Source organism: Lysobacter sp. K5869 (genome assembly GCF_018847975.1).
Taxonomy (GTDB): Bacteria; Pseudomonadota; Gammaproteobacteria; order Xanthomonadales; family Xanthomonadaceae; genus Lysobacter.
The window spans coordinates 1,300,226-1,326,053 of record NZ_CP072597.1 but is presented as its reverse complement, the minus strand read 5'-3'; the positions used below and the strand labels follow the sequence as shown (position 1 = coordinate 1,326,053).

The window sequence follows — 25,828 nt, the reverse complement described above, 5'->3', positions numbered from 1 at the left end:
CGGACCGTCCGTTGCCCGAGGGTCGCCGGCCCGGCCCAGGCCGCTTCAAGCGCGCGGCGGCCGGGGCGGGCATAATCCCCTGTCCGGTCGGCGCCAGGCGCCGTCCGCATCGTTACTTTTCTTCTCTCACTCCGGAACAGCAGGGGACGAGCCGCATGGCCCGCATCATCGCCGTCGCCAATCAGAAAGGCGGGGTCGGCAAGACCACCACCGCGGTCAATCTCGCCGCCGCGCTGGCCGGCGCGCCCAAGCGCGTGCTGCTGGTCGATCTGGACCCGCAAGGCAACGCCACGATGGGCAGCGGCGTGGACAAGCGCCAGCTCGAGGACTCGGTCTGCGACGTGCTGCTGGGCGAGGCCGACGCCGCCGCCACGATCGTGCAGGCGCCGGAGAGCTTCGACCTGTTGCCGGGCAATATCGACCTCACCGCGGCCGAAATCCGCCTGATGAGCGAAGATGCGCGCGAACAGCGGCTCAAGCGCGCGCTCGAACCGCTGCGCGCCAATTACGACTTCATCATCGTCGACTGCCCGCCGGCGCTGTCGCTGCTGACCTTGAACGCGCTGACCGCGGCCGATTCGGTGATCGTGCCGATGCAGTGCGAGTACTACGCCCTGGAAGGCCTCAGCGCGCTGATCGAGACCATCGACGCGCTCAAGGCCCAGCTGAACCCTTCACTCGAAATCGAAGGCGTGTTGCGCACCATGTTCGACGTGCGCAACAACCTCGCCAACGCCGTCTCCGCCGACCTGACCACGCACTTCGGCGACCGGGTCTTCCGCACCATCGTGCCGCGCAACGTGCGTCTGGCCGAGGCGCCGAGCTTCGGCCAGAGCATCGTCGGCTACGACAAGGCCAGCCGCGGCGGCATCGCTTATTTGGGCCTGGCCGGCGAAGTGCTGCGCCGCCAGCGCGAGCGCGATCAGGCCGCCGCCAAGAGCGCGCGCACCGCCACCGCGGAGACCCCGGCATGAGCAATCCCGCCAAGAAGCGCGGCCTCGGCCGCGGCCTGGAAGCTTTGCTCGGCCCCAAGGCCGCCGCCGAAGCCCCAACCCTGGTCGAAGCGCAGCCCGGCGACCTGCTGCGCCACCTGCCGGTCGATTCGCTGAGCGCCGGCAAGTACCAGCCGCGCAAGCACTGGGACGAAGAGAAGCTGGCCGAGCTGGCCGAGTCGATCAAAGCCCAGGGCGTGATCCAGCCCATCGTCGTGCGCGAGATCGGCGAGCGCGGCGGCAAGACCTACGAAATCATCGCCGGCGAACGCCGCTGGCGCGCCTCGCGCCTGGCCGGGCTGGCCGAGATCCCGGTGGTCATCCGCGAAGTCGACGACCGCACCGTGGTCGCGATGGCGCTGATCGAGAACATCCAGCGCGAAGACCTCAACCCGCTGGAAGAAGCGCAGGCGCTGACCCGCCTGATCGACGAATTCGACCTCACCCACGCCCAGGCCGCCGAGGCCGTGGGCCGCTCGCGCGCGGCGGTGTCCAACCTGCTGCGCCTGCTCGAGCTGCCGGGCGAGATCCGGATACTGGTGGAGACCCGTTCGCTGGAAATGGGCCATGCCCGCGCCCTGCTGACCTTGGCGCCGCAAGCCGCGATCGCGCTGGCCCGTCAGGCCGCCGAGCTCGGCTGGTCGGTGCGCGATGTCGAACACCGCGTGCAGCAGCTCGCCGCCGGCAAGATCCCGACGTCCGGCAAGCCCAAGCCGGCCAAGGCCAAGCCGCAGGCCGACATCGTCACGCTGGAACGCGAGCTGTCGGAATCGCTCAACACCAAGGTCAACGTGCTGCACGGCCGCGGCGGCAAGGGCCGGCTGGTGATCCACTACACCGACCTGGATTCGCTGGAAGGCGTGTTGGAAAAGCTGCGCGGCAAGGTCGAGGCGTAAGGCCCGCCGCCGCTTGAACCCCTATCGCTATCGGGTCAGCTTGCGCTTGCGCCACCCCGATGCCGATTTGAGCCGCTTCGGCCAGACGCTGGGGCTCGGCTGCTTCTCCACTCGAATTGCGGGCGAACCGCGGCTCACGCCCAAGGGCCATCCGCTGCCCGGCACGTATCGCGAATCGACCTTGGCCGCCGACCTCACGCCCGGCCCGGCAGCGCGCGATTCCGGCGAACAGCGCCTCGAAGACTTTCTCGCCGAGCGGCTGCGCGCCTGGTCGGCCCAGGCCGATGCCTTGCGCGAACTGCGCGACGCCGGCGGCTCGGCGGAGTGCTTCATCGGCGTGTTCCTCGACGCCAACAGCGGCATGACCCTGGACCCCGCCTTGCTGGCGCGGGCCGGCGAGCTCGGCATCGCGCTGGCGCTGGATCTCTATCCGCCCGACCGCCCCGACCGCGATCCGGTTTGAGCGCCCGCTGGAGAGCCGCCCCCGGCCTTCGCTGAACCGAGTACCGGCTCGGTCGTTTCCCCCTTAGCCTGATCGCGCCGTCCTAGCGGCCGCATCCGCGTTTTCTTGTGACACCGACGCCGGATCGCGAGGGGTAATCCACTAAACTGATGCTTCCGTCCCCCGCCGCCTGCCCTGCCGGATTCCGTCCGGCCGGGCGCTGGGCGTCGCCGGTACGGGCTGAATCTGGCACTAAAAATCCACCGAGCAAGGAGACGCAACGATGAAATGGATGGCCGCCGCAGCGCTGATGCTGACCCCGGTCCTGGCCTGGGCGCAGACCGGCACCTGCCCCGAGTTCAAGAACCCGGAACTGAAGTGGAACCAGCGCCAGGGCGACAACTACACGCTGTGCTACGTCGAGCTGCCCGGCAGCCTCAGCAACGGTTTCGGCGTCTATGTGGGCCACCGCACGTTCAAGCCGGACAAGAAGGCCAAGGCCGAGAAGGGCAGCGTCGGCGCCCAGCAGGTGCAGTGGTACACCAAGGCCACCCCCGGCAACGCGCGCCCCTACTCGCGCGAAGCGATGATCGTGATCCCCGGCGACAAGCCCAAGAGCAAGCTCAAGGTCTACACCTGGATCGACGCGACCACCGCCGAGCAGCTCAATCAGGCGTACGCCATCGCCAAGCAGTTGGCGGTGAACTGAAGCCCCGCGGCCCGGCCGCTCCGGCGACCGCGACGCGCGTGCAATGCGCGCGTCGCGGGCAAGGCGGATAATGGCCGCCCGTCCCGACCGTCGGCCGTCTCCCGCATGACCATCCTCGTCACCGGCGCCGCCGGCTTCATCGGCGCCAACGTCTGCCGCGCGCTGCGCGCCCAGGGCCGCGCCGTCGTCGGCCTGGACAACTACAACGATTACTACGATCCGCAGATCAAGCGCGACCGCGTCGCCGCGCTGTGCCCGGACGTGGACATCCGCGCGCTCGACCTGACCGACCGCGACGGCCTCGCCGCGCTGTTCGACGAAGCCGGCATCGAGCGGGTGATCCATCTGGCCGCGCAGGCCGGCGTGCGCTACTCGCTGAGCAACCCGCACGCCTACGTCGACAGCAATCTGGTCGGCTTCGTCAATCTGCTGGAACTGTGCCGCCACCGCGGCGTGCAGCATCTGGCTTACGCCTCGTCCTCGTCGGTGTACGGCGATTCGGCCACGCCGCCGTTCTCCGAGGACCAGCGCATCGACAAGCCGCGCTCGCTGTACGCGGCGACCAAGGCCGCCAACGAGCTGATGGCCTACACCTACGCCCAGCTCTACGGCCTGCGCGCCACCGGCCTGCGCTTCTTCACCGTCTACGGCCCGTGGGGCCGGCCGGACATGGCGCCGCTGCTGTTCTCGCGCGCGGTCCTGGCCGGGCGCCCGATCGACGTGTTCAACCACGGCAAGATGCGCCGCGACTTCACCTACATCGACGACATCGTCGCCGGCGTGCTCGGCGCGCTGGATCACCCGCCGCAAGAGACGCCGCCGCACCGCGTGTTCAACCTCGGCAACCACACCCCGGTCGAGCTGGAGCGCTTCATCCAGGTGATCGAGGACGCCGCCGGCCGCCCGGCGCAGAAGGTCTACAAACCGATGCAGCCCGGCGACATGGTCGAGACCATGGCCGACACCGCCCGCGCCCACGCCGCCTTCGGCTTCGAGCCGGCGACCTCGATCGAGACCGGCCTGCCCGGCGTGGTCGCGTGGTGCCGCGACTATTTCGGCGACAATGCCTGACGTTGGCTCGCATTCGGGGCAGTTGGTCAAAGTTTGACCGCCCCGGCGCAGCCGGCGAAGGTTCCGGTCGAAGCGGCGCCGACCGCAGCGGCCGCAACGGCTCCGACTGAATCTGAACAACCTCGCCGCTAAGCTCCGCGGTTTGCGCCCGCGGCCGGGCCGCGGACAATGAATCGTTAAACCCGACGCGGTCTACTGCGCGCCCGGCACGTCCCGCCCGGCTCGCCGACGGACCGTCCGGATCTCCCCCGCATTCCTTGAGCTGCATCCATGACCCAATCCCCACAGCTGTCGGTCGTCGTCCCGGTGTTCAACGAACAGGACAACGTCGCGCCCCTGGTCCAGGAGATCACCGCCGCGCTGCGCGGGGTGGCCGACTTCGAGATCGTTTATGTGGACGATCACTCGCGCGACGGCACCCTGGCGGCGCTGGAAGCGCTGAAAGTCGGCGTGCCCGAGCTGCGCGTCCTGCACCACGTCACCCAGAGCGGGCAGAGCACCGCGGTGCGCAGCGGGGTCAAGGCCGCGCGCGGCGCCTGGATCGCCACCCTCGACGGCGACGGCCAGAACGACCCGGCCGACATCCCCAAGCTGCTGGCCAAGCGCGCCGAATCGGCGAGCGAGTTCAAGCTGTTCGCCGGCTGGCGGGTCAACCGCCAGGACTCGGGCAGCAAGCGCTGGGCCTCGAAGTGGGCCAACGCGATCCGCAGCCGCATGCTGCGCGACGACACCCCCGACACCGGCTGCGGCATCAAGCTGTTCGAGCGCGCCGCGTTCCTGGAACTGCCGTACTTCGACCACATGCACCGCTACCTGCCGGCGTTGATGCAGCGCGCCGGCTACAAGACGGTGAGCGTGCCGGTGAACCACCGTCCGCGTGGCGCCGGCGTGTCCAAGTACAACAACCTCAACCGCGCCCTGGTCGGCATCAGCGACCTGCGCGGGGTCGCGTGGCTGATCCGCCGCGGCAAGCTGACCCAAATTGTCGAGCGCTGAGCCCCGCCATGGACGTCATGAATTCCCCGATCGAATGGCTGGCCTGGACCGGCCTGCACATGTCGCCGTGGAAGCTGATCGGCCTGATCGGCGCGCTGATGTTCGGCGGCCGCTGGCTGGTCCAGTTCGTCGCCAGCAAGCGCATGGGCAAGCCGGTGATCCCGCGGGTGTTCTGGTACATGAGCCTGATCGGCAGCGCGATGACCCTGAGCTACTTCCTGTTCTCGCAGAAGCAGGACTCGGTCGGCGTGATCCAGAACCTGTTCCCGGCGTTCACCGCGGCCTACAGCCTGTACCTGGACATCAAGCACCGCGGCTGGCACCGGGACAAGGCCAGCCACTGAGCCGCCGGCCGCGCTATTCCAGCTCCTCGCACCCGGCCGGCACCGCGACCCAGGCGTGCCGGCGATCGCCGTAGACCGACACCTGCGGCGGCGGCGGGAACGCCGGATCGGCGAACGCGCCGGCCGCGACCAGGACGATGCCGGGCAGCGCGTCGGGCCGCCAGAACACGGTCGAGCCGCACTGCGGGCAGAACCCGAACCGGGCGAGATTGCCGCTGTCGCCGGCCTTGACGAACTCGCGGGCCTGCCCGCTCACCGCGACCGCGGCCTCCGGGTAGCGCACCTGGTAGCTGAACGCGCTGCCGGTACGGCGCTGGCAGTTCAGGCAGTGGCAGATCGAAATCCGCAGCGGCTCGCCCTCGCAGGCCACGCTGAGCTGGCCGCAGGCGCAGGAAGCTGTGCGACGGGTCATGGCATTCCTTCTCGGACGCGGCAGCCGGGGCCCCGAGTATGGCGCCCCGCCCCGGCCCGGGCACCAAGTGCTTGTTCCGGCTTGCATTTGCCGGCATAATGCGCGGCTCGCTGTGTCCGGCACGTTCTTAGCAACGGTCCGGGCGGTCCCGGAAGCGCGATTCCGGCCGCCATGGTGCAGCGTGATTTTCCACCCGCATCGCGCGGTGCCTTACGCACCGGGGCCGCCGCCTCCCTGGCCAAGGGAAGCATCAACTACTGAGGTGCGCAATGTCCCGCGTATGCCAAGTTACGGGCAAGCGAACGACGACCGGCAACAACGTCTCGCATGCCATGAACAAAACCCGCCGCCGTTTCCTCCCCAACCTGCACGAGCGCCGCTTCTGGGTCGCCAGTGAGAACCGTTGGGTGAAGCTGCGCGTTTCCGCCCACGCCCTGCGCACCATCGACAAGAACGGCATCGACGCCGTCCTCGCCGAGCTGCGCGCCCGCGGCGAAAAGATCTAAGGAGGATCGACCATGGCTTCCAAGCGCGACAAGATCCGCCTGATCTCGACGGCGAACACCGGTCACTTCTACACGACCGACAAGAACAAGAAGAACACCCCGGGCAAGATGGAGATCAAGAAGTACGATCCCGTCGTCCGTAAGCACGTGATCTATAAGGAAGGCAAGATCAAGTGACGCAATGGCGCGTTCGCGCTTGGCGCGAACGCCTTTGCCATTGCGTCGTCCCCGCGAAAGCGGGGATCCAACGCCTTCAGAAGGGAACCCGCCTACACGGCGGGTTTTCTTTTGTCAGGATTTTCGCGCTCGTGCGAACGGCTTTACCAACGTCCTCGCCGCGAAAACAAAGACCCGAAACCTTCGGAAAAGAACCCGCCCACGTGGCGGTTTTTTTTCGTCTGGGTTTTAGCGCCATGCCACGGCTTTCGCCGCGATCCGCCACCCCGCGGTCGCGGCTCGCGCCGCTCCTACAGGGGGCGGCCCGACCCACGCGGAGATGGGGCATTCCCTGTAGGAGCGGCGCAAGCCGCGACCGCGCCGCCGCACCGACGACGCAAGCAAAAACCGCGAGAGGGACCTCAACCCCGATGCCTCCGCCCCGACCGCCGTCGCCCCCACGGCATCGCGATCGGACCGAAAGCACCGGGACTGAAGCCCCTCCCGCGAGCTGGCGTCGAACTGCGCGGCTTACGGAATCACGCCGCCGAAATACGTCGACACCTGCGGCCAGATCAGCGACATCTTCGCGCCCGAATTGAAGCAGCCGCCGAAATGATGCAGCGCCAGCACCTTGCCGCTGGAGCGCGCGATCACCGGCGAGCCCGAGCTGCCGCCTTCGGTGTCGCAGTAATAGCCCACGTCGCTGTTGGCGGCGTTGCCGGTGACGCTGGGCGCGTCGACGCGGCACTTGCCGGTGCTGTTCTGGGTGTCGGCGACGCTCAATTCCTTCATCCGCCCGCCCGGATGGCCGGCGATGAACAGGCCTTCGTTGGCGGTCGCCGCGCGCGGATCCAGCCCGAGCGAGCCGAAGCCGGAGATGGTGGCGAAGTTCTTCACCGTGAACAGCGTGTAGTCCAGCGTGGCGTCGGTCTTGAGCAGCTGATCGCCGGTCACCTTGGTCACCGTCGCCTGCGCGCCGGTGCAGGTGCTGCGCTGATAGTTGAACCACAACTCGGTGCCCGACACGCCGGCGGCGGTGCTGAAGCAATGGTTGTTGGTGAACATGCGGTTGCTCGTGCTCACCCGCCACGCCGTGCACATGCTGCCGCCGCTCATCAGCGCGCGCGCCACCGGCTTGGAGGCGTTGAAGGCCTGGGTGTCGCTGGTGGAATAGCAGGCCGCGGCCTGCTTGTTGTCGGTGCCGCAGATCGACTTGCCGCCGACGTCGGTGCTCAGCAGGCCGGCGTTCTGCAGTTCCGGCAGCAGCGCTTCGGGATAGCCTTCCAGATAGCGCGAAACCTTCACGCCGTGATCCTTGCGCCACGGTTCGCGCGCGGTGCCGACCAGACGCAGCGTCACCGCCGGGCCGGAGATCGACATCGCCGAGAAGCGGGTCTTGCCGTCTTCGCCCAGATCGCGGGCGACGGTGAAGCCGTCGCGATGCTCGGCGCTGTAGCGATAGACCTCGCGGCCGTCGGCGCTGGCCACTTCCAGCGTCACGCCGGCCGGCAGCGAGAAGTGTTCGAAGTTGACCTTGATGAAGGACGCGTCCGGCGTGCGGATTTCCAGCGCCTTCGTGCCGGCGTCGACGCCGGCGCGGCCGACGCGGCCGGGCTGCGCGCCCAATTGCAGATCGGCGGCGCGCACGTCGGCGACCTTGATCGGCGCCGGCGCGCCGGGCGCGGTTTGCGCGGCGACGGGCAACGACAAAGCGCTGGCGAGCAGCGCGGGAACGAGCAGTTTCGGCAGTCCGTGGTTCATTCGCGAATCCTCCTGGAACGTGCTGATGGGCGAAGACGCAGCAACGCGAAGACGACGTGCACGATGCGGGCGAACGCCGCCGCGCCGCGCGGAACGCGAACGGCGGGCGGCGTGGCGATGGCTGCGCCGGGTCGATGGTGGGCTGACGCGCGGCCGGTCCGGCCGTGCGCGGGCGACCTTGGCAAATGCCGTCCGGGCAAACCGTGATCGCGGTGGAGTCCATGGCGGGTATGCGCGGATGCGTGGCGGAACCTTGATAGGCCGCTCAGCCCGACTGTGGCGCGGGTGGAGCGCGTTCAGGGCGTTGCGCGTGAAGGCTGGCGCGTTGCGGCAGGACAGCAATGCGCGAGTCGGTGGCGATGCGCTGAGGGCGTACGGCCGTGCGGTTTCGGCGAGCGAAGCCGCGGCCGTTTGCGTCGCTGAGAGCAAGGCTGTGCAGGGACGGGTGCGGGCGCAGCTGCGACTGCGACTGCGACTGCGACTGCGGCAGCGGCTGTGCGGCTGTGCGGCTGTGCGGCTGTGCGGCGCATCATCGACGGCCACCACCCAGACACGGCGAAACGCTCCTACCGTCATCCCCGCGAAGGCGGGGATCCAGAGACTTCAGAGCCCTGCCTCGGTGAAGCCCTGGATCCGCGTCTTCGCGGGGATGACGGCCGATAGAGCCCACGGATTCCGGTTCGGATCGCCCCAGTCCCGAGCGGCAATCCACGTCCGACGAACACACCGCGCAGCTGCGCCCAAAGTCGCACCCCGCCCGCGGCCCGCCCCCAGCGCCAAACCCGTACACTCGACCGACTCCAACCACCCCGGCACCCGCGCCCTTGATCCCCGGCTGGATCCTGCTGCTGGTCTCGGCCGGCTACGTCGGCCTGCTGTTCGCGGTCGCCTACTACGGCGACCAGCGCGAGCGCTCGCCGCGCGCGCGCTGGCTGCGCACCGCCGTCTATTCGCTGGCGCTGGCGGTGTACTGCTCGTCGTGGACGTTCTACGGCGCGGTCGGCACCGCCGCGCGCACGGGGCTGGGCTTTCTGCCGATCTACCTCGGCCCGCTGCTGATGCTGGCGTTCGGCTGGCGCATCCTCGAACGGTTGGTGCTGATCTCCGGCGAGCACCGCATCGTCTCCATCGCCGACTTCCTGTCCTCGCGCTACGGCCGCGCGCCGGGGCTGGCCGCGCTGGTCGCCGCGGTCGCGCTGACCGCGGCGGTGCCCTACGTCGCGCTGCAGTTCAAAGCGGTGGCGATGAGCGTGCAAGTGCTCGCCGGCGTCACCGGCGACGGCGGGCTGCTCGCCGATCCGGCGTTCTACGTGGCGATGATGCTGGCGGTGTTCGCGATCCTGTTCGGCACCCGCCGCGTCGACGCCACCGAGCACCACCACGGCATGGTGTTGGCGGTGGCGCTGGAATCGCTGGTCAAGCTGATCGCCTTCGTCGCCATCGGCGTGTTCGCGCTGGTGCATCTGCCGGGCCTGGGCAATTACGGCGAACGCATGCAGCAGGCCGCGCGCATCGTGCTGCAGCCGGGGCTGCCCGACGGCTTCATCACTCAAACGCTGCTCGCCTTCACCGCCATCGTCTGCCTGCCGCGCCAGTTCCACGTCGCCGTGGTCGAATGCCAGGACCCCAACGACCTGCGTTCGGCGCGCTGGTTGTTCGGCGGCTATCTGGCGCTGATCAGCCTGCTGGTGGTGCCGATCACCCTCGCCGGCCAAGCCGTGCTCGGCGGCACCGGCGTATCGCCGGACACCTACGTGCTGGCGCTGCCGCTGCAGCTGGACCGACAAGCGCTCGCCCTGATGGTCTACATCGGCGGCTTCTCCGCCGCCACCGGCATGGTGATCGTGTCGTCGGTGGCGCTGTCGACCATGGTCAGCAACGATCTGGTCATGCCGCTGCTGCTGCGCAGCGGCGTGCTGCACGAAGGCGCGCCGCATCAAAGCCCGGGCATCGACCGGCAAGTGCTGTGGGTGCGCCGCGTCACCATCGTGCTGTTGGCCTTGATGGCCTACGGCTATCACCGCGCTTCGCTCGGCGCGAACGGATTGGCCCAGCACGGCCTGCTCGCGTTCGCCGCGGTCGCGCAGTTCGCGCCGGCCCTGATCGGCGGCCTGTACTGGCGCGGCGCCAGCCGCGCCGGCGCGCTGGCCGGCTTGTTCGCCGGCACCGTGGTGTGGGTCTACACCTTGCTGCTGCCGGCGCTGAGCCGGATCGGCTGGATCGACCAGCGCTGGCTCGATACCGGCCCGCTCGACATCGCTTGGCTGCGTCCGGAACAGTTGTTCGGATTGCTGGGCTGGGATCCGCTGACCCACGGCACGTTCTGGTCGCTGCTGTTCAACGTCGGCGCGTTCTTGTTCGTGTCCGCGCGCCAACGCCCGCGCCTGCAAGAACAACTGCTGGCCGCGCCGTTCCTCGACCCGTACGTGCGCCGCCCCGCGCTCGGCCCCGGCGGCTGGGCCGGCAGCGTGCGCGGCGGCGAACTGCTGGCGCTGGCCGAACGCATCGTCGGCGAGCGCCACGCGCGCCGCGCGTTCGAGGACTACGCGCGCCAGCAAGGCCGCGAATGGCAACCCGAATTGCCCGCCGACCGCGCGCTGGCGCAATTCACCGAACGCTTGCTGGCCGCGGCCATCGGCGCGGCCTCGGCGCGCTTGACCCTGACCAGCGCGCTGCGCGGCTCGGGCATGGAGTTGGGCGAAGTGGTCGCGCTGCTCGACGAAGCCAATCAGGAACTGCGCTTCAACCGGCAAGTGCTGTCGACCACGATGGAGAACATCAGCCAGGGCGTCAGCGTGGTCGATCCGCAGATGCGGCTGGTGGCGTGGAACCGGCGCTATCAGGAACTGTTCGACTATCCCGACGGCATGCTCTACGTCGGCCGCCCGGTCGCCGACCTGCTGCGCTGGAACGCCGAGCGCGGCGAGATGGGCCCGGGCCGGCTCGACGAGGCCAGCATCGACGAGCTGGTGCGCCGCCGCCTCGCCCACTTGCGCGCGGGCGCGCCGCACGTGTTCGAGCGCGTGCGCCCGAACGGGCAAGTGATCGAAATGGTCGGCCGGCCGCTGATCGGCGGCGGCTACGTCACCAGCTACAGCGACGTCACCGACTACAAGCGGGTCGAACAGGCGCTGCGCGAGGCCAACGAGAACCTGGAGCAGCGCGTGGAGCAGCGCACCCAGGAAGCCGAATCGGCGCAGCAATCCAAGACCCGCTTCCTCGCCGCGGTGAGCCACGACGTGCTGCAGCCGCTCAACGCCGCGCGCCTGTTCACCGCGGCGCTGCGCGAGAGCGACAGCCCCGACGAGCAACGGCGATTGGCCGAGCGCGTGGACGCCTCGCTGCGCGCGGCCGAGGATCTGCTCGACGGCTTGCTCGACATCTCGCGCCTGGACGCCGGCGCGCTGCGTCCGGAGCCCAGCGATTTCGACGCCGGCGAACTGCTGCGCGAACTCGCCGCGCAGTACGCGCCCAGCGCCGCCGGCCGCGGCCTGTCGCTGCGCGTGCGCGCGCCGCTGGGCGCGATGCCGGTGCGCAGCGACCGCCGCCTGCTGCGCCGCGCGCTGCAGAACTTCCTCGCCAACGCGCTGCGCTACACCCGCGAGGGCGGCGTGCTGATGGCCGCGCGCCCGCGTCCCGGGCTCAACCGGATCGAACTGCAAGTGTGGGACACCGGCCCGGGCATTCCAGAGCATCACCTCGAACAGATCTTCGACGAGTTCCGCCGCTTCGACCAACCCGGCAGCGGCGGCGAGCGCGGGCTCGGCCTGGGCCTGTCGATCTGCCAGCGCATCGCCCGCACCCTCGATCATCCGCTGCGCGTGCGTTCGCACATCAATCGCGGCAGCGTGTTCTCGATCAGCGTGCCGTGCGGGCAAGTGCCGCGCGAAGCGGTGGCGCCCGACGCGGCGCAAGCGGGCTTGGCCGATTCGCTGGCCGGCCTGCGCGTGCTGTGCATCGACAACGACCGCGAGATCCTCGACGGCATGCGCGCCCTGCTCGACCGCTGGGGCGCCAGCGCCTTGCTCGCCGCCACCGTGGACGACGCGCTGGCGCTGCTGGACGAGCGCCCCGACGTGGCCTTGGTCGATTACCACCTGCACGACCGCCTCGACGGCCTCGCCACCATCGACGCGGTGCGCGAACGCCTCGGCCGCGAATTGCCCGCGGCGCTGCTGACCGGCGACGGCAGCGACGCGCTCAAGCACGCCGCGCGCGACCGCGGTTGCCGGGTGCTGACCAAGCCGATCAAGCCGGCGTCGCTGCGCGCGTTCCTGGCGGCGCAGCGACCGGCGGCGTGAGCGGCGGCTCGATCAGGGATCGAGCGCGCGGATCTCGATCTTGCGATAGGCCACGGCGTCGCCGTGATCCTGCAAGGCGACGGGCCCGCGACGCGCGGCGGCAAAGTTCGGCCAGTCCTTGAACTTGCTGCGCGCGAGCTTCTCGCTCCAATCCGCCGAACCGATCTCGAACGCGGCCACGCGCACGCCGTTCAACCAATGCTCGATGCGCGGGCCGCGCGCGACGATGCGCGCGGCGTTCCACTGCCCCGCGGGTTTGACCGCGTTGCGCAGCGGCGGGTACAGATCGTAGAGCGCGCCGCTGAGCCGGTTGGCGCCGTTGCGCGCGTCGGCATGGCGGCGGTCGTCGAGCACCTGATATTCCAATGCGCTGTAGTAGACCGGTTCGGCGGTTTCCTCGACCCGATAGAACACGCCGCTGTTGCCGCCGCGGGCGATCTTCCATTCCAGACGCAGCTCGAAATCGCCGTAGCCGGCGTCGCTGACCAAGTCGCCGCCGGCGCCGACGCGCTCCAATGCGCCGTGCGCCGCGCGCCAGCCGGTCACCGCTTCGCCGCGCTTGCCGTAGAGATGCCAGCCTTGCGTGCTGCGGCCGTCGAACAGGGCGACGAACCCGTCGCGTCCGGCGGCGGCGGCGGGCCCGCAGGCGAGGACGACGGGCAGCAAGGCCGCGCAAAACGGCAGCGAGCGGGAGATCGTGGGCATGGCCTGGATGAACGCGAAGGACCAAAGCGCATCCTCGCCGCCGCGCGCGAACCGCTCAAGCCGGGCTCGCGGGCGCCGAGCCTGAATCGTTAACTTTTCCCGCTGAACGAGGCGGGCCGGATCGCCCCCGCCGGCTTGAGATCGACGCCGCGCGCCGACACCATTAGCCCCGGATGCCTGGCCATTTCGCGTTGCGACGGATCGCGACGAACCGACCGCAGGGACCTCAAGCGCCGGCGTCCACTCCCCCCGCTGCGGTTCGCGCAGCCCGAACGACGACGACGGCGTGGCGCCTGTGCGCCGCGCCGTTCGTTTAAGCCGGCCGGCATTGCCGATGTGACACCGTGCACATAAGCTGTCGCCGCCCGCACCGATCCAAGGACGCGATCGCGGGCCGGACGTAGGGGTACGTCCGCCAGCGTCTCAACACAGACGTTCATCGACGAACCGTCATCGATCAGGGGATTCCACACCATGCGCAAGCGCCTGCTTTGCGTTCTCACCGCGCTCGCGCTGGCCGCCGCCTCCGCGACCGCCGCCGCTCAAGACCCGGCCGACGCGCTGGCCAAGCTCGCCTGGCAGGTCGGTCCGACCCAGGGCGCCATCGCCGGCAAGGCGACGGTGAAAGTGCCGGACGGCTACGTCTTCCTCGGCGCCGCCGAGACCCGCAAGCTCAACGAACTGCTGCACAACCCGCCGTCCGGCGACGACGAGTTCACCCTCGCGCCGAAGGACCTGCATTGGTTCTCGTTCTTCCACTACAGCGACATCGGCTATGTGAAGGACAACGAGAAGCTCGACCCCGACGCCATCCTCGAATCGGTGCGCGAAGGCACCGAGCAATCCAACGAGGAGCGCCGCCGCCGCGGCTGGGAAACCATGCACGTCGAGGGCTGGAGCTTCAAGCCGCAGTACGACAAGACCCTCAACAACCTCGAGTGGGCGATCCTGGCCTCGGCCGAGGGCAGCGCCGAGAAGGTCGTCAACTACAACACCCGCCTGCTCGGCCGCCACGGCGTGACCGAAGTGGTGCTGGTGTCGGATCAGTCCGGGCTCACCCAGGCGATCGGCGAGTTCAAGCAGGTGGTGCCGGGCTATGCCTTCAACGACGGCGAGAAGTACACCGAGTTCCGTCCGGGCGACCACGTGGCCGAGATCGGCCTGGCCGCGCTGATCACCGGCGGCGCCGCCGCGGTGGCGAGCAAGAAGGGCGTGTTCGCGGCCATCGGCCTGTTCCTGGTCAAGGCCTGGAAGCTGGTGCTGGTCGGCCTGGCGGCCATCGGCGGCGCGATCGGCAAGCTGTTCGGACGCGGCAAGAAGGATTCCTCCGAGCAATGAGCCCGCAGACGCTCCAGCTGCTGCTGGTGCTCGGCGTGTTCGCGTTCTACCTGCACGATTCGGCGCTGCTGCTGCATTACGACGAAATCGTGCTGACCCGGCGCGGCCGGCGCTGGTTCGCCAGCGCCGGTTCGCAGACGCGGCTGGGCGGGCGCTATCTGTATCTGCCCGACCCGCTGCGGCCGGCCGCGCCGCTGTTCCGCGGCGGCTGGCTGGACACCGGCAAGCCGGCCGAACACTGGGCCGGCTTCGATCATTACCTGATTGCGCTGAGCCGCTTCGCCGCGCCGTGCCGGCTGCTGTGGTGGCTGCTGCTGGTGGCGTTGCCGCTGATGCTGTGGCGCACCGCGCATCCCACGGCGATGCTGGCGCTGGCCGGCGCGATCTACGCCAGCGTGCTGTGGATCGGCCTGCGCCTGTGGCGGCTGCGGCGGGTGCTGGAACTGAGCGGTCGGCAAGCGCTGGGCTTGGCGTTCGAGCTGCTGTGCTGCCCGCCGCACGCGATCAATACCGTGCGCCGGCTGTGCGAGCGGCGCGGCCTGCGCGGCGAGGCGATGGCCGCCGCGCGCCGCCTGCTCGGCGCCGGCCACACCGCGGCGCTGGCCGGCGAGATCGGCGAACGACTGGATTTGGCCCTGGATTTCCGCGGCGACGACCCGAGCCTGCTCGACGCGCGCCGCCGCCTGGAGCGATTGCGATGACTTCCACCGAACTGATCGTCGCCATCGGCGGCGCGGCGCTGGGCTATTGGCTGATCGCCGTGGCCTGGCCGCTGCTGCGCGACCGCGGCGACCGCGAACCCGCGCCCGGCGAATCGCCGTTCTCGCCCGACCCGCCGTGGCACGAGGTGCTGGGCGTGCCCGCCGACGCCGAGCGCGCGCGGATCGACGCCGCGCATCAGGCCAAGCGCGAGGAGCATCTGCCCGAACGCGTCGCCCACCTCGGCGCGCGGGCGCGGCAGCAGGCGCAATGGCGCTTGATGCAGATCGATCGCGCGTACGCGGCGGCGATGCGCGAGTTGGGCTTGGGGCGCGGCGGCGGCGATTGAGCGCGTCGCGGCGACGGTCGCGACGGTCGGCGCAGATCGCCGCGCCCGGGCGAGACAGATCGGGACCGAATCGCGTTCCGCGCTAAGCCGCTTTATTCCGCCTCTTCATTCCGCTTCTTCAGGCGGCGGCACGATCGCGCTGGGGTCCAAGGCCAAGCGCCCCGCGATCAACACCGCCTGGGTGCGGTTGTTGGCGCCGAGCTTGCGCAAGATCGCGGTCACGTGCGCCTTGACCGTCGCTTCCGACACGCCCAGTTCGTAACCGATCTGCTTGTTGAGCAAGCCCGCACCGAGCATCTGCAGCACCCGGAACTGTTGCGGGGTGAGGTCGCGCAGGCGCTGCGCGGCCTCGTGTTCGTCGGCGTTGGCGGCCGGCGCGGCGATCGCCGCCGGCGGCGCCCAGCGGTCGCCGTCGAGCACGGTGGTGATCGCCTCGCCCAGGGTCGCGGCGTCGGCGGATTTGGGAATGAAGCCGACCGCGCCGTGGTCGAGCGCGCGGCGCATCGTCGCCGGCTCCTCGCGCGCGGACACCACCACGATCGGCAGCTGCGGGTGCAGCGCGCGCAGGTGCACCAGCGCGCTGAAGCCCTGCGCGCCGGGCATGTTGAGGTCGAGCAGCAGCAGGTCGGCGTCGGATTCGGCTTCGACCAGGGCGTACAGCGCGTCGACGCTGTCGGCTTCGCGCAGCGCCGCATCGGGCAGCACCCGCGCGACCGCGCCGCGCAAGGCTTCGCGGAACAGCGGGTGATCGTCGGCGATCAGCAAGGTAGGCATGGGGGCGGCCTGTGGGTATCGCAGGGTGGCGCCGCGGACGACGGGATGGGAACGATCTTACGTCCGCACCCCGAGCCGCCGGCTATTGGACGATGGGTGAAGGTGGGTGAAGCGGGGGTGGGCGGCGGCATGAACGCCGTCGCAGAAACCCGTTCGCGCCCGGCGCGGACAAGAAAAGGCCCGCCCCGCGGGCGCGGGACGGGCCGTAAACAGCCCTAACGGCTGGAGAGCGGCTTACTGGAGGGTGGGCCGGAGGGGTGACGGCGAGGCGCGGCCTGCGTCAGTGGAAGTCGTACTTGACCCCCACGGTGAAGTAGCGGCCGATCGCGCCGCTGGAGTGCATCGGGTTGTAGTTGATCGCGCCGTAGGTCAGCGGATCGAGCGGGGCGATCTTGTCGGTCAGGTTCTGGATCGAGCCGAACACCTCGATGCCGTCCACCGCGCGCCAGCGACCGGACAGGTCGAAGGTGGTGAACGACGGGATCCGGCAGCCGCCGCCCGGCGCCGGCGAACCGTCGGCGTAGCGGCTGGCGCAGTTGTTGCCCTCGGCGGTGACGTTCTTGAAGCTGGAGATGTAGTTCACCACGCCGCTGAGCGAGAGATTGCCGTACTCCCAGGTCGCGCCGAGGTTGATCTTGTCCTTGGGCGTGCCGATGCAGTTGGTGACGTCGCAGTTGCCGTGGGTGCCGGCGTACTCGAACGTGGTGCCGTCCTCTTCCTCGCGCTCGAACGTGCTGATGTGGCTCCACTGCAGATCGAGGTTGAGCTTGCCGCTGGAACCCAGGTCGAAGCTCTGGCGCGCGTCCAGGTCGATGCCGCGCACCGTGGTCGAGGCCGAGTTGATGTACGCGGCCTGCGCGGCGAGCAAGGTGCCCGAATTCGCCACGCCCGGCAGGTTGTTGTCGCTGCGCACGGTGCGGCCGGCGGCGATCGCCGAGGCGGTGGCTTCGACGTTGATCTCGTTGGTGCGCTTGATCTCCCAACCGTCGAGCGTGATCGTGGTGTTGGCGGTCGGCTCGAACACCAGGCCCAGGGTGTAGCTCTTGGATTCCTCGGGCTTGAGGTCGGGATTCGGGCTGGTGATCAGCGCGATCTGGATGTCGCAGTCGCGCACGCTCGCGCCCGGCGCCGGATTCCCGCCGGGGCAACGCACCGGATCGGCGGCGGCGGTGAACGCGGCGAGGCCGCCCTTGCCCGACTCGGCCGGGTTCGGCGCGCGGAAGCCTTCGGCGTAGGTCGCGCGCAACGCCAGCTGCTGGAACGGCTTCCACTTGATGCCGACCTTCGGCGTGGTCGCGTCGTCGCCGCCCTTGTACTTGTCGTAACGCACCGCGCCCGACAGCTCCAAGCTTTCCAGCACCGGCGCGACCAATTCGGCGTAGGCGGCGGCGACTTCCTGGGTGCCGCGGTACGCCGAGTAGCCCAGGCCGATGATGTCGCCGGCGTCGGTGTAGGTCTGCGGGGTCAGTTCGGCCTTCTGCCGGCGCCATTCCGCGCCGAACGCGATGCCGAGCGAGCCGCCCTTGAGTTCGGCCAGCGAGCGCGAGGCCTTGGCGTCGAACAAATCGAGCGTGGTCTTGCCGTCGGCGTGGATGGTCGGCGAGATGTAGTCGTACAGCGCCTTGGTGTTGAGCCCCGCGTTCTGGCCGATCCGCCACCAGCCGCCGGGGCCGGTGCCGTTGGTGAGCGCGTCGCGCACCGCGCTGTAGCGCAGGAAGCCGTCGCGGCTGTTGGTCAGGTCGTTTTGCGAATGCAGATAGGCGGTGTCCACGTCCCAGCTGCCGAGCGTGCCCTTGACGCCGACCAGGATGCGGCTGAATTCGCTGTCGCTGCGGATGATGCGCGGGCCGACGTCGAACGCGGCGTAGCGCAGGTTCGCCGCCTGCCCCGGGAACGGATTGTCGGGATGGTTCGGCCCGAGCACCACCGCGCCGTCGCCGGAATCGGCGTTGACCGGGCCGCCGGGATAACCCCAGGCGCCGGACACTTGCGACGGCGTGTTGTGGAAGGTGCTCTTCTTGCGCGAGTAACCGGCTTCGACGTAAGCCTCGAAGTTGTCCGACAGCGCGAAGGTGCCGCGACCGAACAGGTTCACGTACTTCTCTTCCGGCGCGAGGCTGTTGAACTGGCCCGACTGCCACAGACAGCCGCCGGCCGGATCTTGCGGCGTCACCGGCGAGAGTTGCGCGCAACCGGGCAGCGACATGTACTGGCCCGTGGTCGGATTCTTGACGTTGCCCGCGGGCGAGCCGCTGGCGTCGTCGCCGAGGATGTAGCCGGCCATGAAGCGCTTGGTCTGGCTGTAGCCCCAGCGACGCGCGTCGCCGGTGCCGATCCACTTGCGGTCGCGGCGGTCGGCGACGCGGATTTCGTCGGTCTGCCCGCCTTCGATGTTGAAGTAGACGTTGTAGCGGTCTTCGCTCAGATCGCCGAAGCCGAACGTCGCCGAGGCCTTGGCTTGCTGGCCGTCGCCTTTGCCCGACGCGCCGTAGCTGCTGCGCACCGACACGCCCTTGAACTGCTTGCGCAGGATGATGTTGACCACGCCGGCGATGGCGTCGGACCCGTAGATCGCCGAGGCGCCGTCCTTGAGCACTTCCACGCGCTCGACCGCGTCCATCGGAATGACGCTGAGATCGGTGAACACCTTCTGGCCGTCGTCGGCCAAACCGTAAGGCGCCATGCGCCGGCCGTTGAGCAGCACCAAGGTCGAACCCGCGCCGAGGCCGCGCAGCGATACGCCGGTGCCGCCGGCGGCGAAGCCGGTGCCGTAGGTGCGCGGCACCGAACCGGCGCCGTCGACGGTGAGCGTCTGCAAATACTCGGCCAGCGTCGCCTTGCCGCTGCGGTCGATCTCCTGGCGCGTCACCACTTGCACGGGCGATGCGGTTTCCATGTCGCCGCGGCTGATGTTGGAGCCGGTGACTTCGACGCGATCGAGCGTGGTCGCCGGCGCGGCGGCGGTGTCCTGCGCGTGCGCGGCGACCGGCGCGAGACTCGCGACGGCGGCGGCGATCAACGCGCGTCGGATCGCGTGGCTGAGAGTGGCGTGCGGCATGGGCGACTGGCTCCTGAGCTGGATGGATTCCCTGTGGGACGGCGGCCGGGCGTAAGCAGTGTCGAAAACCTCAGCGCGCACCGTTGTGCGAATCGCGCGAGCGGGATGCGCGCGGACATCGCGATCGATGCCCCGCGCTTGCGCGATCGCGCGGCGCGGCAGCGCTGTGGTTTGCGGCGGCGACTCCCCCGGTGTGCGGATGCGTGGCTCGATTGCGTACTGCGAACGGCGGCGCGACGCGGCGCGATGGAACGCGGCGCGCGCAGGGATCGACGTTAGCGCGCGTCGTCGCACCGGTACTTCGACGCAGTTCCGTTTAGCGTGCGTCCAACTTTGCGGAGTGTGGCGAACGATGCGGCGCCGCGGCGCGCGCGGTGACGAGGGTCGCGCAAGGTTTGCTAATGCGATGCACACGCGGCGTGCCGCGTGCGTGCTGTGGTTGCGCCGCGCGATTGTGCGGATGCGTCATCGGCCGTTACCGAATCGGCAAAGTGCTGTCGCGCGAGTGCGCGCGGCGCGGTGCGGGTTCGCGCATGCGCTCAGCGGCTCGCGCTTGCGTCGCGGGCGCGTTGCACGAAGGCGGCGCGATGGGCTCACTTTCGTTTTGGCGACTGCGCGCGGTGGTCGGCTGCGTGGCGGCTACGCGCTGAAGTCTTTGGATCCCCGCCTTCGCGGGGATGACGGTTTGTAAGCGGCGAAACAACTCTCGCCTGTCGTTACTCGCCTTCGTCAGACGAAGGAGCAAAACCCAACAACCGTCGTTCCCGCGAAAGCGGGAACCCAGGGCTTCATCGCGACACGACCCGAAGTCTTCGGATCGCCGTCTTCGCGCGTGGGCATGACGGCTGCAAGCAGCGGAGCCACTCTCGCCTGCCGTAACTCGCCTGTCGTCAGGCGAAGGAGCAAAACCCCACAACCGTCGTTCCCGCGAACGCGGGAACCCAGGGCTTCATCGCGACGCGGCCCCAAGTCTCTGGGTCGCCGTCTTCGCGAGGACGACATCGCGCGGGAAACGAAACTCGCCCCGCGCCGTCGCGCGAGCGCGCATCCGAACCGCTAAACGATCGCCCCGCCCTCGTCGTCGCGCTCCGGCGCCGGCATCGGCGGCGCGACCGATTCGCGCGCGCGCGCCGGCGCCGACAGCGCCACCGTGGTGCGGATCGCGCCCGCCAACGGGCTCGGCAGACAACAACACGCAGGACGCGCGGGCGCGGAGTCCGCGCAGGCGTGCGCCGGCGCGGCGCGGCGGCGCGGCGGGCGGCCGGCGTCAGCCATGGCCGCGCTCCGCGGGTACGGCGGGCGGTGCGGAGGAAACGGACAGATCAGTCGGGCGTGTCGTCATGCGCGGCCTCGGGGGCGGCCTGCAGTTGGGTCAGGTAATCGTCCAGGCGCTGCAGGCGTTCGTCCCACAGCTGGCGGTATTCGTCGAGCCAGCCCGACAGTTCTTGCAGACGCGCGGTCTCCAACCGGCACGGCCGCCACTGCGCGGCGCGGCCGCGCGCGATCAGACCGGCGCGCTCGAGCACCTTGATGTGCTTGGAGATCGCCGGAAGGCTCATCTGAAACGGTTCGGCCAGTTCGGTCACGCCGGCTTCGCCGCTGGCGAGGCGGGCCAGGATCGCGCGCCGGGTCGGGTCGGCGAGGGCGGCGAAGGTGGTGCTGAGCGAATCGGCGGGCATAGCAACTGAACCAAGAGGTTAACTAACGAGGGTAGTGGGCGCCCGGCGCGCGCAGGGTGTCAAGCCGGCTGTGACGGTTCCGTCAGTCTGCGGCGGCGCCGGCGGCCGCCTGTCCGGCCCGGTTTCGTTCAGCCGATTCATGAACAGGCGCTCCGAACGCTGACTCACGGAACCTCACTTCGTCACATAATATTTGTGACGATGTTCGCACTAATGGAGGAGCGCTGACTCGGCAGCATGTTCCCGTTTAGTCGTAACCGGCCAGGACCTGCGTCACCGATGAAGCCTCTCCACTCCAACGCGATCCTCGCAGCCGCGCGGCCCCCGCGCGCGGCCGTCCGTGCGCCGGCGGAGGCCGCATGCGCATAGGCCTGGACTACCGCGCCGCGACCGCGGCGCCCGGCAGCGGCCCGGCGCGGCAGGTGCTGGCGCTGGAACGCGCCCTGCGCCGCCGCCCCGACACCGAGACGGTGCTGTTCACCGAAGCCCCGCTCGACCACCCGCACCGCGCCATCGCGGTCGCCGCCGACCTGCCCGCCGCCCCGCCCGCCCCCGGCCTGCGCCGGCGTTGGCGGTTCGAGGCCGGGTTCCTGCCGTCGGCGCTGCGCGCGCAGCAGGTCGACGTCTACATCGCCACCGCCGAGGGCGGCCTGCCGGTGTGGCGCAAGCCGGCCGCGGTGCGGCAGGTGTTGCTGCTGCACGATCTGTTCCGGCTGACCCTGCGCCGCCCGCGCTCCTCGCCGTGGCGCGCGCTGGCCTCGCGCCTGATCGACGAGGCCGCGATCGGCCATTCCATCGCCAGCGCCGACGCGATCTGGACGCCGTCGCGCTACACCACCGCCGAGTGCGGCCGGCTCTATCCGGCCCACGCGCACAAGCTCTACGTCCTGCCCGACGCGCTGGCGCCGTTGCCGGCCGCGGCCGAACGCAGCCGCCTGAGCCGGCCGCTGCCGCCGCGCTACTGGCTGCTGGTCGGCACGCGCGAACCGCGCAAGAACGCCGACCTGTTCCTGCGCGCCTGGCTGGACGCGCGCCGCCAGCATTACGACACCCCCGACCTGGTCGTGGTCGGCTCGCCCGCCGACGTGCCGGCCGAGCTGCAGCGGCTCAACGGCGTGCACTGGTTCGAGCAGGTCGGCGACGAGGAACTGGCGCGCCTGTACCTCGACGCCGAACGCCTGTGGCAGCCCTCCTACGCCGAAGGCTTCGGCCTTCCGGTGCTGGAAGCGCTGGCCGCCGGCACGCCGGTGGCGGTGGCCGAAGGCGGCGCGCTGGAGGAAGTCGCGCCCGGCGACATGCCGCGCTTCGATCCGCACGACCGCCCGCAATTGGCCGAACTGATGATCCGGCTCAGCCGCGAATCGGTGGTCGGCAACGCCGAACAGCGCCGCGCCTTCGCCCAGCGCTTCGCGCCCAACGCTTACGCGGCGCGGGTCGGCGCCTTGCTCGACGAACTGCTCAAGACCCGGAAAAAGTGACCCCCGCTCATTCGTAAGGCGCGTGCTGCAAACCCTGCGCGGCGATGATGCGGTTGATGTGCGCGACCACGTGGCAGCGCTCGGTGCGCGGGGTAACCGTGAGCAGGCGTTCGATCAGGCTGTCCACGCGCGGCCAGAACACCTCGTCGTCGCGCCAGTGGCGGCGCCACAGCGGCAGCGCTGCGCTGAGCTGGCACAGGTCGCCGTCGAGCTCCAGGCGGGTTCGGTGCATCGCTTCACTCCCCTGACCACAGCGGGACCGGCCCGCCCATCGTTGATGCCTGCGCGGCCGAGGCCGCTCTCGGATCGCCGTCGCCACCGGGGGATGCGGGACGGCCTGTCTATGTACGAACGCACTCTGGGACGCCAGCCCCACCTTTAATCACCAAAAATATATTCAAAAGGTGACCTCAGTCACGCTGCATGTGCAGCAAGACCGGGTTTGGGGGTGGGGCGAGAAGCGAGTGGAGAGGAGCGAGCAAACGCAGGACACGCCGTTTGCTCGGCTGTTGCTCACTCCTCTCCGCTCACTTCTCGCTTCCATACGCAGCGTTCCACTCGCGCCGCATTGACCTCAACCTTGCCTGAGGTCGCAAGGTAGCGGCCATCGTCCGACCCGGTCCGCCCCGTGAAGCCCATGCCCCTGTCCTCCCCCGCCGCCCTGCCCCAGGCCGAGCGCACCGATTGGCAGGCGGTCGCCGCCGTGTTCGGCGCCGGCCTGATCGCCGCCCTGCAAGTCGGCAAGACCGCCATCGCCCTGCCCGCGCTGCGCGCCGACCTCGGCCTGGACCTGCGCGCCGGCGGCTGGCTGATGGCGGTGTTCGGCGTGCTCGGCCTGTTCGCCAGCGTGCCGGCCGGGGCGCTGGTGGCGCGCTTGGGCGACCGCCGCCTGCAAGTGATCGGTTTGGCGGCGATGGCGCTGGGCAGCGCGCTCGGCAGTCAGGTCCACAGCCTGAGCGCGCTGATGGCCACGCGCGTGCTCGAAGGCGCCGGCTTCCTGCTGTTCGCCGTGGCCGGCGCGAGCGTGCTGCAGCGCTTGTCGCTGGCGCGCGACCGCGCCGTGGTGTTCGCGATCTGGAGTTGCTACATGCCCGCCGGCATGGCGCTCGCGCTGGCCACCGGCGCGGCGCTCGACGGCACCGCGCTGGCGGGCTGGCGCGGTTACTGGGAACTCAACGCGCTGCTGTGCACCGCGGCCGCGCTGGCGCTGCGGCTGACGGTGCGCGCGCCGTCGGCGCAGGCGGCGCGCGCCGCCGCGCAACGGCCGTGGCGGCAAATCGCCGCCGAGGCGCTGGCGGTGGCCGGCGCGCGCGGCCCGTTGCTGCTGGCGCTGGCGTTCGCGCTGTACGCCTTGCAGTTCTATGCGCTGCTGAGCTTCCTGCCGACCTTGTTGATGCAGCGGCTGCAAGTGGATGCGGCCACCGCCGGCACGCTCAGCGGCTTGGCGATCGGCGCCAACGTGCTCGGCAATCTCGCCGCCGGCGCGCTGCTGCGCCGCGGCGCGAAGCGGTGGCGCTTGATCGCGATCGCCAGCGCGGTGATGGGCGCGGCGGCGGCCGGCGCGTTCGCGTTGCCGCTGCCGGCCCTGGCCGCGTATGCGCTGTGCGTGCTGTTCGCGCTGGCCGGCGGGCTGTTGCCGGCCAGCGCCATCGGCGGCGCGGCCGAGTTGGAACGCGACCCGGGCCGGATCGCGATCGCGGTCGGCCTGTTGATGCAGGGCAGCTACCTCGGCCAGGTGATCGGCCCGTCGCTGTTCGGCAGCGTGGTCCAGGCCGCCGGTTGGCCGGCGGCGGCGTGGCCGGTGGCGCTGGCGGCGCTCGGCGCGGTCGCCGCGGCGGTGGCGCTGCGCAGCAGCTTCGCCGCCGAAGCCGCGCGCGCCTAAGCCGCCGCGGCCTCGCTCGCGGCCGGCGCCTGCGCGCGGCGGCGGATCAACCGCTCGCGCCAGCGCAGGAACGGCCGCTCGATCAGATAGTGCAGCGCCGCGCCGCCGGCCAAGGCGGCGCCGGCATAGGCGAAGAACGCCAGCAGCGGCCGCGTTTCCAGCACCTCGCCGTACGCGCCGGCCATCAGCGCGAACGCGCCCTTGTGGATCAGATACAGGCTGAAGGACGCCGCCGCCAGCCAGGCCGCGCCGGGTACGCGCAGGTGTCCGGTCCAGCGCTGCTCCGACGCGCCCGCCGCGACCAGCAGCGCCATCGCCAGCGACACCACCGGGAATCCGAACACCGAGGCGACGAAGCCCAAGCGCTGCTGCGACAAGAAGATCGCCAACGCCAACACCGCCACGCCGGCCAACGCGAGCCAGCCCGAGCGCCGCATCATCGCGTCCCATCCTCGCGGCCGGTACGCGCGCAACGCCGCGAGCGCGACGCCGAACAGCAAGCCGTCCAGGCGCATCCAAGTCGGGTAATAGATGCGTTCGACCCAATGGTTGGCGTTGTCGTCCAAGTCGTTCCACACCCACGCGCGCAGCGCGATGCCGGCCAGCACCAGCGCGAGCGTCGCGCCCGCGCCCTTCCACAAGGCCGGCCGCCGCGTCAGCGCGATCGCCAGCAACGGGAACAACAGATAGAAGTGTTCCTCCACGCACAGTGACCACGCGTGCGAGAACGCCTTGTTGTGTTCGTAATCGATCAGCAGGTTCAAGGTGAAGGTGAAGAACTGCCAGCCTTGCTCCAACCCCGGCCGCTCGCGGAACGCCGGCCACAGCAGGTACAGCGCCAGCACCGCCCAAAACGCCGGCAGCACGCGCAGCGCGCGGCGCAAGTAGAAATCCTTGAAATCGGGCAGGCGGCCTTGGCTCAGCGGACGCAGCAGCTGCCAGCCGATCAGATAACCGCTGAGGGCGAAGAACAAGTCCACGCCCATCCAGCCGAATTGCGACATCGGCGACCATGGCGACCCGAGGCCGGCGCCTTGGGCATGGAAGAACATCACCCAAACGATCGCGATCGCGCGCAGCAGATCGAGGCCGGGCAGTCGGCTCATCTTGATTCCTGTGGTGGGGGAGCGTTGCGGAAGTCGGTGCCGCGTTCGTTGCACGACGTTGCATCGTGCGCGGCGAACGCGAACACAGTGTGCGCTCGCGTCGCGCGCGCAACAAGGCGATGTGCGCGCGCGACGCGCTCGTTTTGCCACGTTTGCGCAGCGTAGTGCGCG

At 69.9% G+C, this 25,828-nt stretch carries 24 protein-coding genes; 15 read left to right on the top strand and 9 right to left on the bottom strand.

Annotated features, from left to right (window positions below):
• Positions 1-155 precede the first annotated feature (155 nt).
• The 7 genes from J5226_RS05690 (at position 156) to J5226_RS05660 (ending at position 5,450) form a co-directional block, all read left to right on the top strand.
• Positions 156-974: an AAA family ATPase gene (locus tag J5226_RS05690; protein WP_215838881.1), complete on the top strand. Its 819-nt coding sequence runs from the start codon at positions 156-158 to the stop codon at positions 972-974.
• Complete coding sequence (locus J5226_RS05685; RefSeq protein ID WP_215838880.1) at positions 971-1,888, top strand: ParB/RepB/Spo0J family partition protein; 918 nt, start codon at positions 971-973, stop codon at positions 1,886-1,888. The genes J5226_RS05690 and J5226_RS05685 overlap by 4 nt, the downstream gene beginning before the upstream one ends.
• 13 nt (positions 1,889-1,901) lie before the next feature.
• Positions 1,902-2,351: a DUF4279 domain-containing protein gene (locus tag J5226_RS05680; protein ID WP_215838879.1), complete on the top strand. Its 450-nt coding sequence runs from the start codon at positions 1,902-1,904 to the stop codon at positions 2,349-2,351.
• 262 nt (positions 2,352-2,613) lie between these two features.
• Positions 2,614-3,039 carry a hypothetical protein gene (locus tag J5226_RS05675; RefSeq protein WP_215838878.1) on the top strand — a complete coding sequence of 142 codons (426 nt, stop codon included), beginning with the start codon at positions 2,614-2,616 and terminating at the stop codon, positions 3,037-3,039.
• Positions 3,040-3,144: 105 nt separating this feature from the next.
• Complete coding sequence (locus tag J5226_RS05670) at positions 3,145-4,110, top strand: NAD-dependent epimerase/dehydratase family protein (protein WP_215838877.1); 966 nt, start codon at positions 3,145-3,147, stop codon at positions 4,108-4,110.
• Between the two features lie 270 nt (positions 4,111-4,380).
• A complete protein-coding gene (locus J5226_RS05665; protein ID WP_215838876.1) occupies positions 4,381-5,106 on the top strand; it encodes a glycosyltransferase family 2 protein in 726 nt (241 codons plus the stop codon).
• An 8-nt stretch (positions 5,107-5,114) separates the two neighbouring features.
• The gene (locus tag J5226_RS05660; protein ID WP_215838875.1) at positions 5,115-5,450 is read left to right on the top strand and encodes a lipid-A-disaccharide synthase N-terminal domain-containing protein; all 336 of its coding nucleotides are present in this window, start codon (positions 5,115-5,117) and stop codon (positions 5,448-5,450) included.
• 13 nt (positions 5,451-5,463) lie between these two features.
• Here the strand turns inward: J5226_RS05660 and J5226_RS05655 are convergent, their stop codons facing one another.
• A complete protein-coding gene (locus J5226_RS05655) occupies positions 5,464-5,862 on the bottom strand; it encodes a GFA family protein (protein ID WP_215838874.1) in 399 nt (132 codons plus the stop codon).
• A 269-nt stretch (positions 5,863-6,131) separates the two neighbouring features.
• On the opposite strand from J5226_RS05655, the gene rpmB reads away from it, so the two are divergent.
• Together rpmB and rpmG are read left to right on the top strand one after the other, a co-directional pair.
• Positions 6,132-6,368: a 50S ribosomal protein L28 gene (gene rpmB / locus J5226_RS05650; protein WP_057945844.1), complete on the top strand. Its 237-nt coding sequence runs from the start codon at positions 6,132-6,134 to the stop codon at positions 6,366-6,368.
• A gap of 12 nt (positions 6,369-6,380) precedes the next feature.
• On the top strand, positions 6,381-6,545 hold the full coding sequence (gene rpmG, locus J5226_RS05645; protein ID WP_057945843.1) for a 50S ribosomal protein L33: 165 nt from the start codon (positions 6,381-6,383) through the stop codon (positions 6,543-6,545).
• Positions 6,546-7,055: 510 nt separating this feature from the next.
• On the opposite strand, the gene J5226_RS05640 is transcribed toward rpmG, so the two are convergent.
• Positions 7,056-8,288, bottom strand: a complete 1,233-nt coding sequence (locus J5226_RS05640) for a serine protease (RefSeq protein ID WP_215838873.1) — start codon at positions 8,286-8,288, stop codon at positions 7,056-7,058.
• Between the two features lie 824 nt (positions 8,289-9,112).
• Here J5226_RS05640 and J5226_RS05635 point away from each other — a divergent pair.
• The gene (locus tag J5226_RS05635; RefSeq protein WP_215838872.1) at positions 9,113-12,589 is read left to right on the top strand and encodes a PAS domain-containing hybrid sensor histidine kinase/response regulator; all 3,477 of its coding nucleotides are present in this window, start codon (positions 9,113-9,115) and stop codon (positions 12,587-12,589) included.
• A 12-nt stretch (positions 12,590-12,601) separates the two neighbouring features.
• Here J5226_RS05635 and J5226_RS05630 read toward each other — a convergent pair whose 3' ends face one another.
• On the bottom strand, positions 12,602-13,294 hold the full coding sequence (locus J5226_RS05630) for a DUF1080 domain-containing protein (protein ID WP_215838871.1): 693 nt from the start codon (positions 13,292-13,294) through the stop codon (positions 12,602-12,604).
• A gap of 474 nt (positions 13,295-13,768) precedes the next feature.
• Between J5226_RS05630 and J5226_RS05625 the strand changes: the two genes are divergently transcribed.
• Genes J5226_RS05625 through J5226_RS05615 form a run of 3 tightly spaced genes read left to right on the top strand, consistent with a single transcriptional unit; the run spans position 13,769 to position 15,680 of the window.
• The gene (locus J5226_RS05625; RefSeq protein WP_215838870.1) at positions 13,769-14,632 is read left to right on the top strand and encodes a DUF2167 domain-containing protein; all 864 of its coding nucleotides are present in this window, start codon (positions 13,769-13,771) and stop codon (positions 14,630-14,632) included.
• Positions 14,629-15,333, top strand: a complete 705-nt coding sequence (locus J5226_RS05620; protein WP_215838869.1) for a hypothetical protein — start codon at positions 14,629-14,631, stop codon at positions 15,331-15,333. Before J5226_RS05625 ends, J5226_RS05620 begins: the two co-directional genes overlap by 4 nt.
• The gene (locus J5226_RS05615; protein ID WP_215838868.1) at positions 15,330-15,680 is read left to right on the top strand and encodes a hypothetical protein; all 351 of its coding nucleotides are present in this window, start codon (positions 15,330-15,332) and stop codon (positions 15,678-15,680) included. Before J5226_RS05620 ends, J5226_RS05615 begins: the two co-directional genes overlap by 4 nt.
• A 105-nt stretch (positions 15,681-15,785) precedes the next feature.
• Here the strand turns inward: J5226_RS05615 and J5226_RS05610 are convergent, their stop codons facing one another.
• From J5226_RS05610 to J5226_RS05595, 4 genes are all read right to left on the bottom strand, one after another.
• Positions 15,786-16,454, bottom strand: a complete 669-nt coding sequence (locus tag J5226_RS05610) for a response regulator transcription factor (RefSeq protein ID WP_207522243.1) — start codon at positions 16,452-16,454, stop codon at positions 15,786-15,788.
• Positions 16,455-16,734: 280 nt separating this feature from the next.
• Complete coding sequence (locus J5226_RS05605) at positions 16,735-19,512, bottom strand: TonB-dependent receptor (protein ID WP_215838867.1); 2,778 nt, start codon at positions 19,510-19,512, stop codon at positions 16,735-16,737.
• Between the two features lie 1,056 nt (positions 19,513-20,568).
• Positions 20,569-20,787, bottom strand: a complete 219-nt coding sequence (locus J5226_RS05600; protein WP_215838866.1) for a hypothetical protein — start codon at positions 20,785-20,787, stop codon at positions 20,569-20,571.
• A 47-nt stretch (positions 20,788-20,834) separates the two neighbouring features.
• Positions 20,835-21,191, bottom strand: coding sequence for a metalloregulator ArsR/SmtB family transcription factor (locus J5226_RS05595; RefSeq protein ID WP_215838865.1), 357 nt, complete (start codon positions 21,189-21,191; stop codon positions 20,835-20,837).
• 359 nt (positions 21,192-21,550) lie between these two features.
• Here J5226_RS05595 and J5226_RS05590 point away from each other — a divergent pair, with 359 nt between their 5' ends.
• Complete coding sequence (locus tag J5226_RS05590; protein ID WP_215838864.1) at positions 21,551-22,669, top strand: glycosyltransferase family 1 protein; 1,119 nt, start codon at positions 21,551-21,553, stop codon at positions 22,667-22,669.
• A gap of 7 nt (positions 22,670-22,676) precedes the next feature.
• On the opposite strand, the gene J5226_RS05585 is transcribed toward J5226_RS05590, so the two are convergent.
• Positions 22,677-22,901 carry a hypothetical protein gene (locus J5226_RS05585; RefSeq protein WP_215838863.1) on the bottom strand — a complete coding sequence of 75 codons (225 nt, stop codon included), beginning with the start codon at positions 22,899-22,901 and terminating at the stop codon, positions 22,677-22,679.
• Between the two features lie 405 nt (positions 22,902-23,306).
• Here J5226_RS05585 and J5226_RS05580 point away from each other — a divergent pair, with 405 nt between their 5' ends.
• Positions 23,307-24,551, top strand: a complete 1,245-nt coding sequence (locus J5226_RS05580; protein WP_215838862.1) for an MFS transporter — start codon at positions 23,307-23,309, stop codon at positions 24,549-24,551.
• Here J5226_RS05580 and J5226_RS05575 read toward each other — a convergent pair.
• The gene (locus J5226_RS05575; protein WP_215838861.1) at positions 24,548-25,657 is read right to left on the bottom strand and encodes an acyltransferase; all 1,110 of its coding nucleotides are present in this window, start codon (positions 25,655-25,657) and stop codon (positions 24,548-24,550) included. The genes J5226_RS05580 and J5226_RS05575 overlap by 4 nt on opposite strands.
• Positions 25,658-25,828 lie beyond the last annotated feature (171 nt).

What these genes read in the sequence shown, in the direction of transcription:
- J5226_RS05615 (WP_215838868.1), top strand. Translation starts at nt 15,330, where the DNA reads ATGACTTCCACCGAACTGATCGTCGCCATCGGCGGCGCGGCGCTGGGC.
- J5226_RS05580 (WP_215838862.1), top strand. Translation starts at nt 23,307, where the DNA reads ATGCCCCTGTCCTCCCCCGCCGCCCTGCCCCAGGCCGAGCGCACCGAT.
- J5226_RS05675 (WP_215838878.1), top strand. Translation starts at nt 2,614, where the DNA reads ATGAAATGGATGGCCGCCGCAGCGCTGATGCTGACCCCGGTCCTGGCC.
- J5226_RS05655 (WP_215838874.1), bottom strand. Translation starts at nt 5,862, where the DNA reads ATGACCCGTCGCACAGCTTCCTGCGCCTGCGGCCAGCTCAGCGTGGCC.
- J5226_RS05605 (WP_215838867.1), bottom strand. Translation starts at nt 19,512, where the DNA reads ATGCCGCACGCCACTCTCAGCCACGCGATCCGACGCGCGTTGATCGCC.
- J5226_RS05690 (WP_215838881.1), top strand. Translation starts at nt 156, where the DNA reads ATGGCCCGCATCATCGCCGTCGCCAATCAGAAAGGCGGGGTCGGCAAG.
- rpmG (WP_057945843.1), top strand. Translation starts at nt 6,381, where the DNA reads ATGGCTTCCAAGCGCGACAAGATCCGCCTGATCTCGACGGCGAACACC.
- J5226_RS05625 (WP_215838870.1), top strand. Translation starts at nt 13,769, where the DNA reads ATGCGCAAGCGCCTGCTTTGCGTTCTCACCGCGCTCGCGCTGGCCGCC.
- J5226_RS05640 (WP_215838873.1), bottom strand. Translation starts at nt 8,288, where the DNA reads ATGAACCACGGACTGCCGAAACTGCTCGTTCCCGCGCTGCTCGCCAGC.
- J5226_RS05595 (WP_215838865.1), bottom strand. Translation starts at nt 21,191, where the DNA reads ATGCCCGCCGATTCGCTCAGCACCACCTTCGCCGCCCTCGCCGACCCG.
- J5226_RS05670 (WP_215838877.1), top strand. Translation starts at nt 3,145, where the DNA reads ATGACCATCCTCGTCACCGGCGCCGCCGGCTTCATCGGCGCCAACGTC.
- J5226_RS05600 (WP_215838866.1), bottom strand. Translation starts at nt 20,787, where the DNA reads ATGGCTGACGCCGGCCGCCCGCCGCGCCGCCGCGCCGCGCCGGCGCAC.
- J5226_RS05685 (WP_215838880.1), top strand. Translation starts at nt 971, where the DNA reads ATGAGCAATCCCGCCAAGAAGCGCGGCCTCGGCCGCGGCCTGGAAGCT.
- J5226_RS05630 (WP_215838871.1), bottom strand. Translation starts at nt 13,294, where the DNA reads ATGCCCACGATCTCCCGCTCGCTGCCGTTTTGCGCGGCCTTGCTGCCC.
- rpmB (WP_057945844.1), top strand. Translation starts at nt 6,132, where the DNA reads ATGTCCCGCGTATGCCAAGTTACGGGCAAGCGAACGACGACCGGCAAC.
- J5226_RS05585 (WP_215838863.1), bottom strand. Translation starts at nt 22,901, where the DNA reads ATGCACCGAACCCGCCTGGAGCTCGACGGCGACCTGTGCCAGCTCAGC.
- J5226_RS05620 (WP_215838869.1), top strand. Translation starts at nt 14,629, where the DNA reads ATGAGCCCGCAGACGCTCCAGCTGCTGCTGGTGCTCGGCGTGTTCGCG.
- J5226_RS05590 (WP_215838864.1), top strand. Translation starts at nt 21,551, where the DNA reads ATGCGCATAGGCCTGGACTACCGCGCCGCGACCGCGGCGCCCGGCAGC.
- J5226_RS05575 (WP_215838861.1), bottom strand. Translation starts at nt 25,657, where the DNA reads ATGAGCCGACTGCCCGGCCTCGATCTGCTGCGCGCGATCGCGATCGTT.
- J5226_RS05610 (WP_207522243.1), bottom strand. Translation starts at nt 16,454, where the DNA reads ATGCCTACCTTGCTGATCGCCGACGATCACCCGCTGTTCCGCGAAGCC.
- J5226_RS05660 (WP_215838875.1), top strand. Translation starts at nt 5,115, where the DNA reads ATGGACGTCATGAATTCCCCGATCGAATGGCTGGCCTGGACCGGCCTG.
- J5226_RS05665 (WP_215838876.1), top strand. Translation starts at nt 4,381, where the DNA reads ATGACCCAATCCCCACAGCTGTCGGTCGTCGTCCCGGTGTTCAACGAA.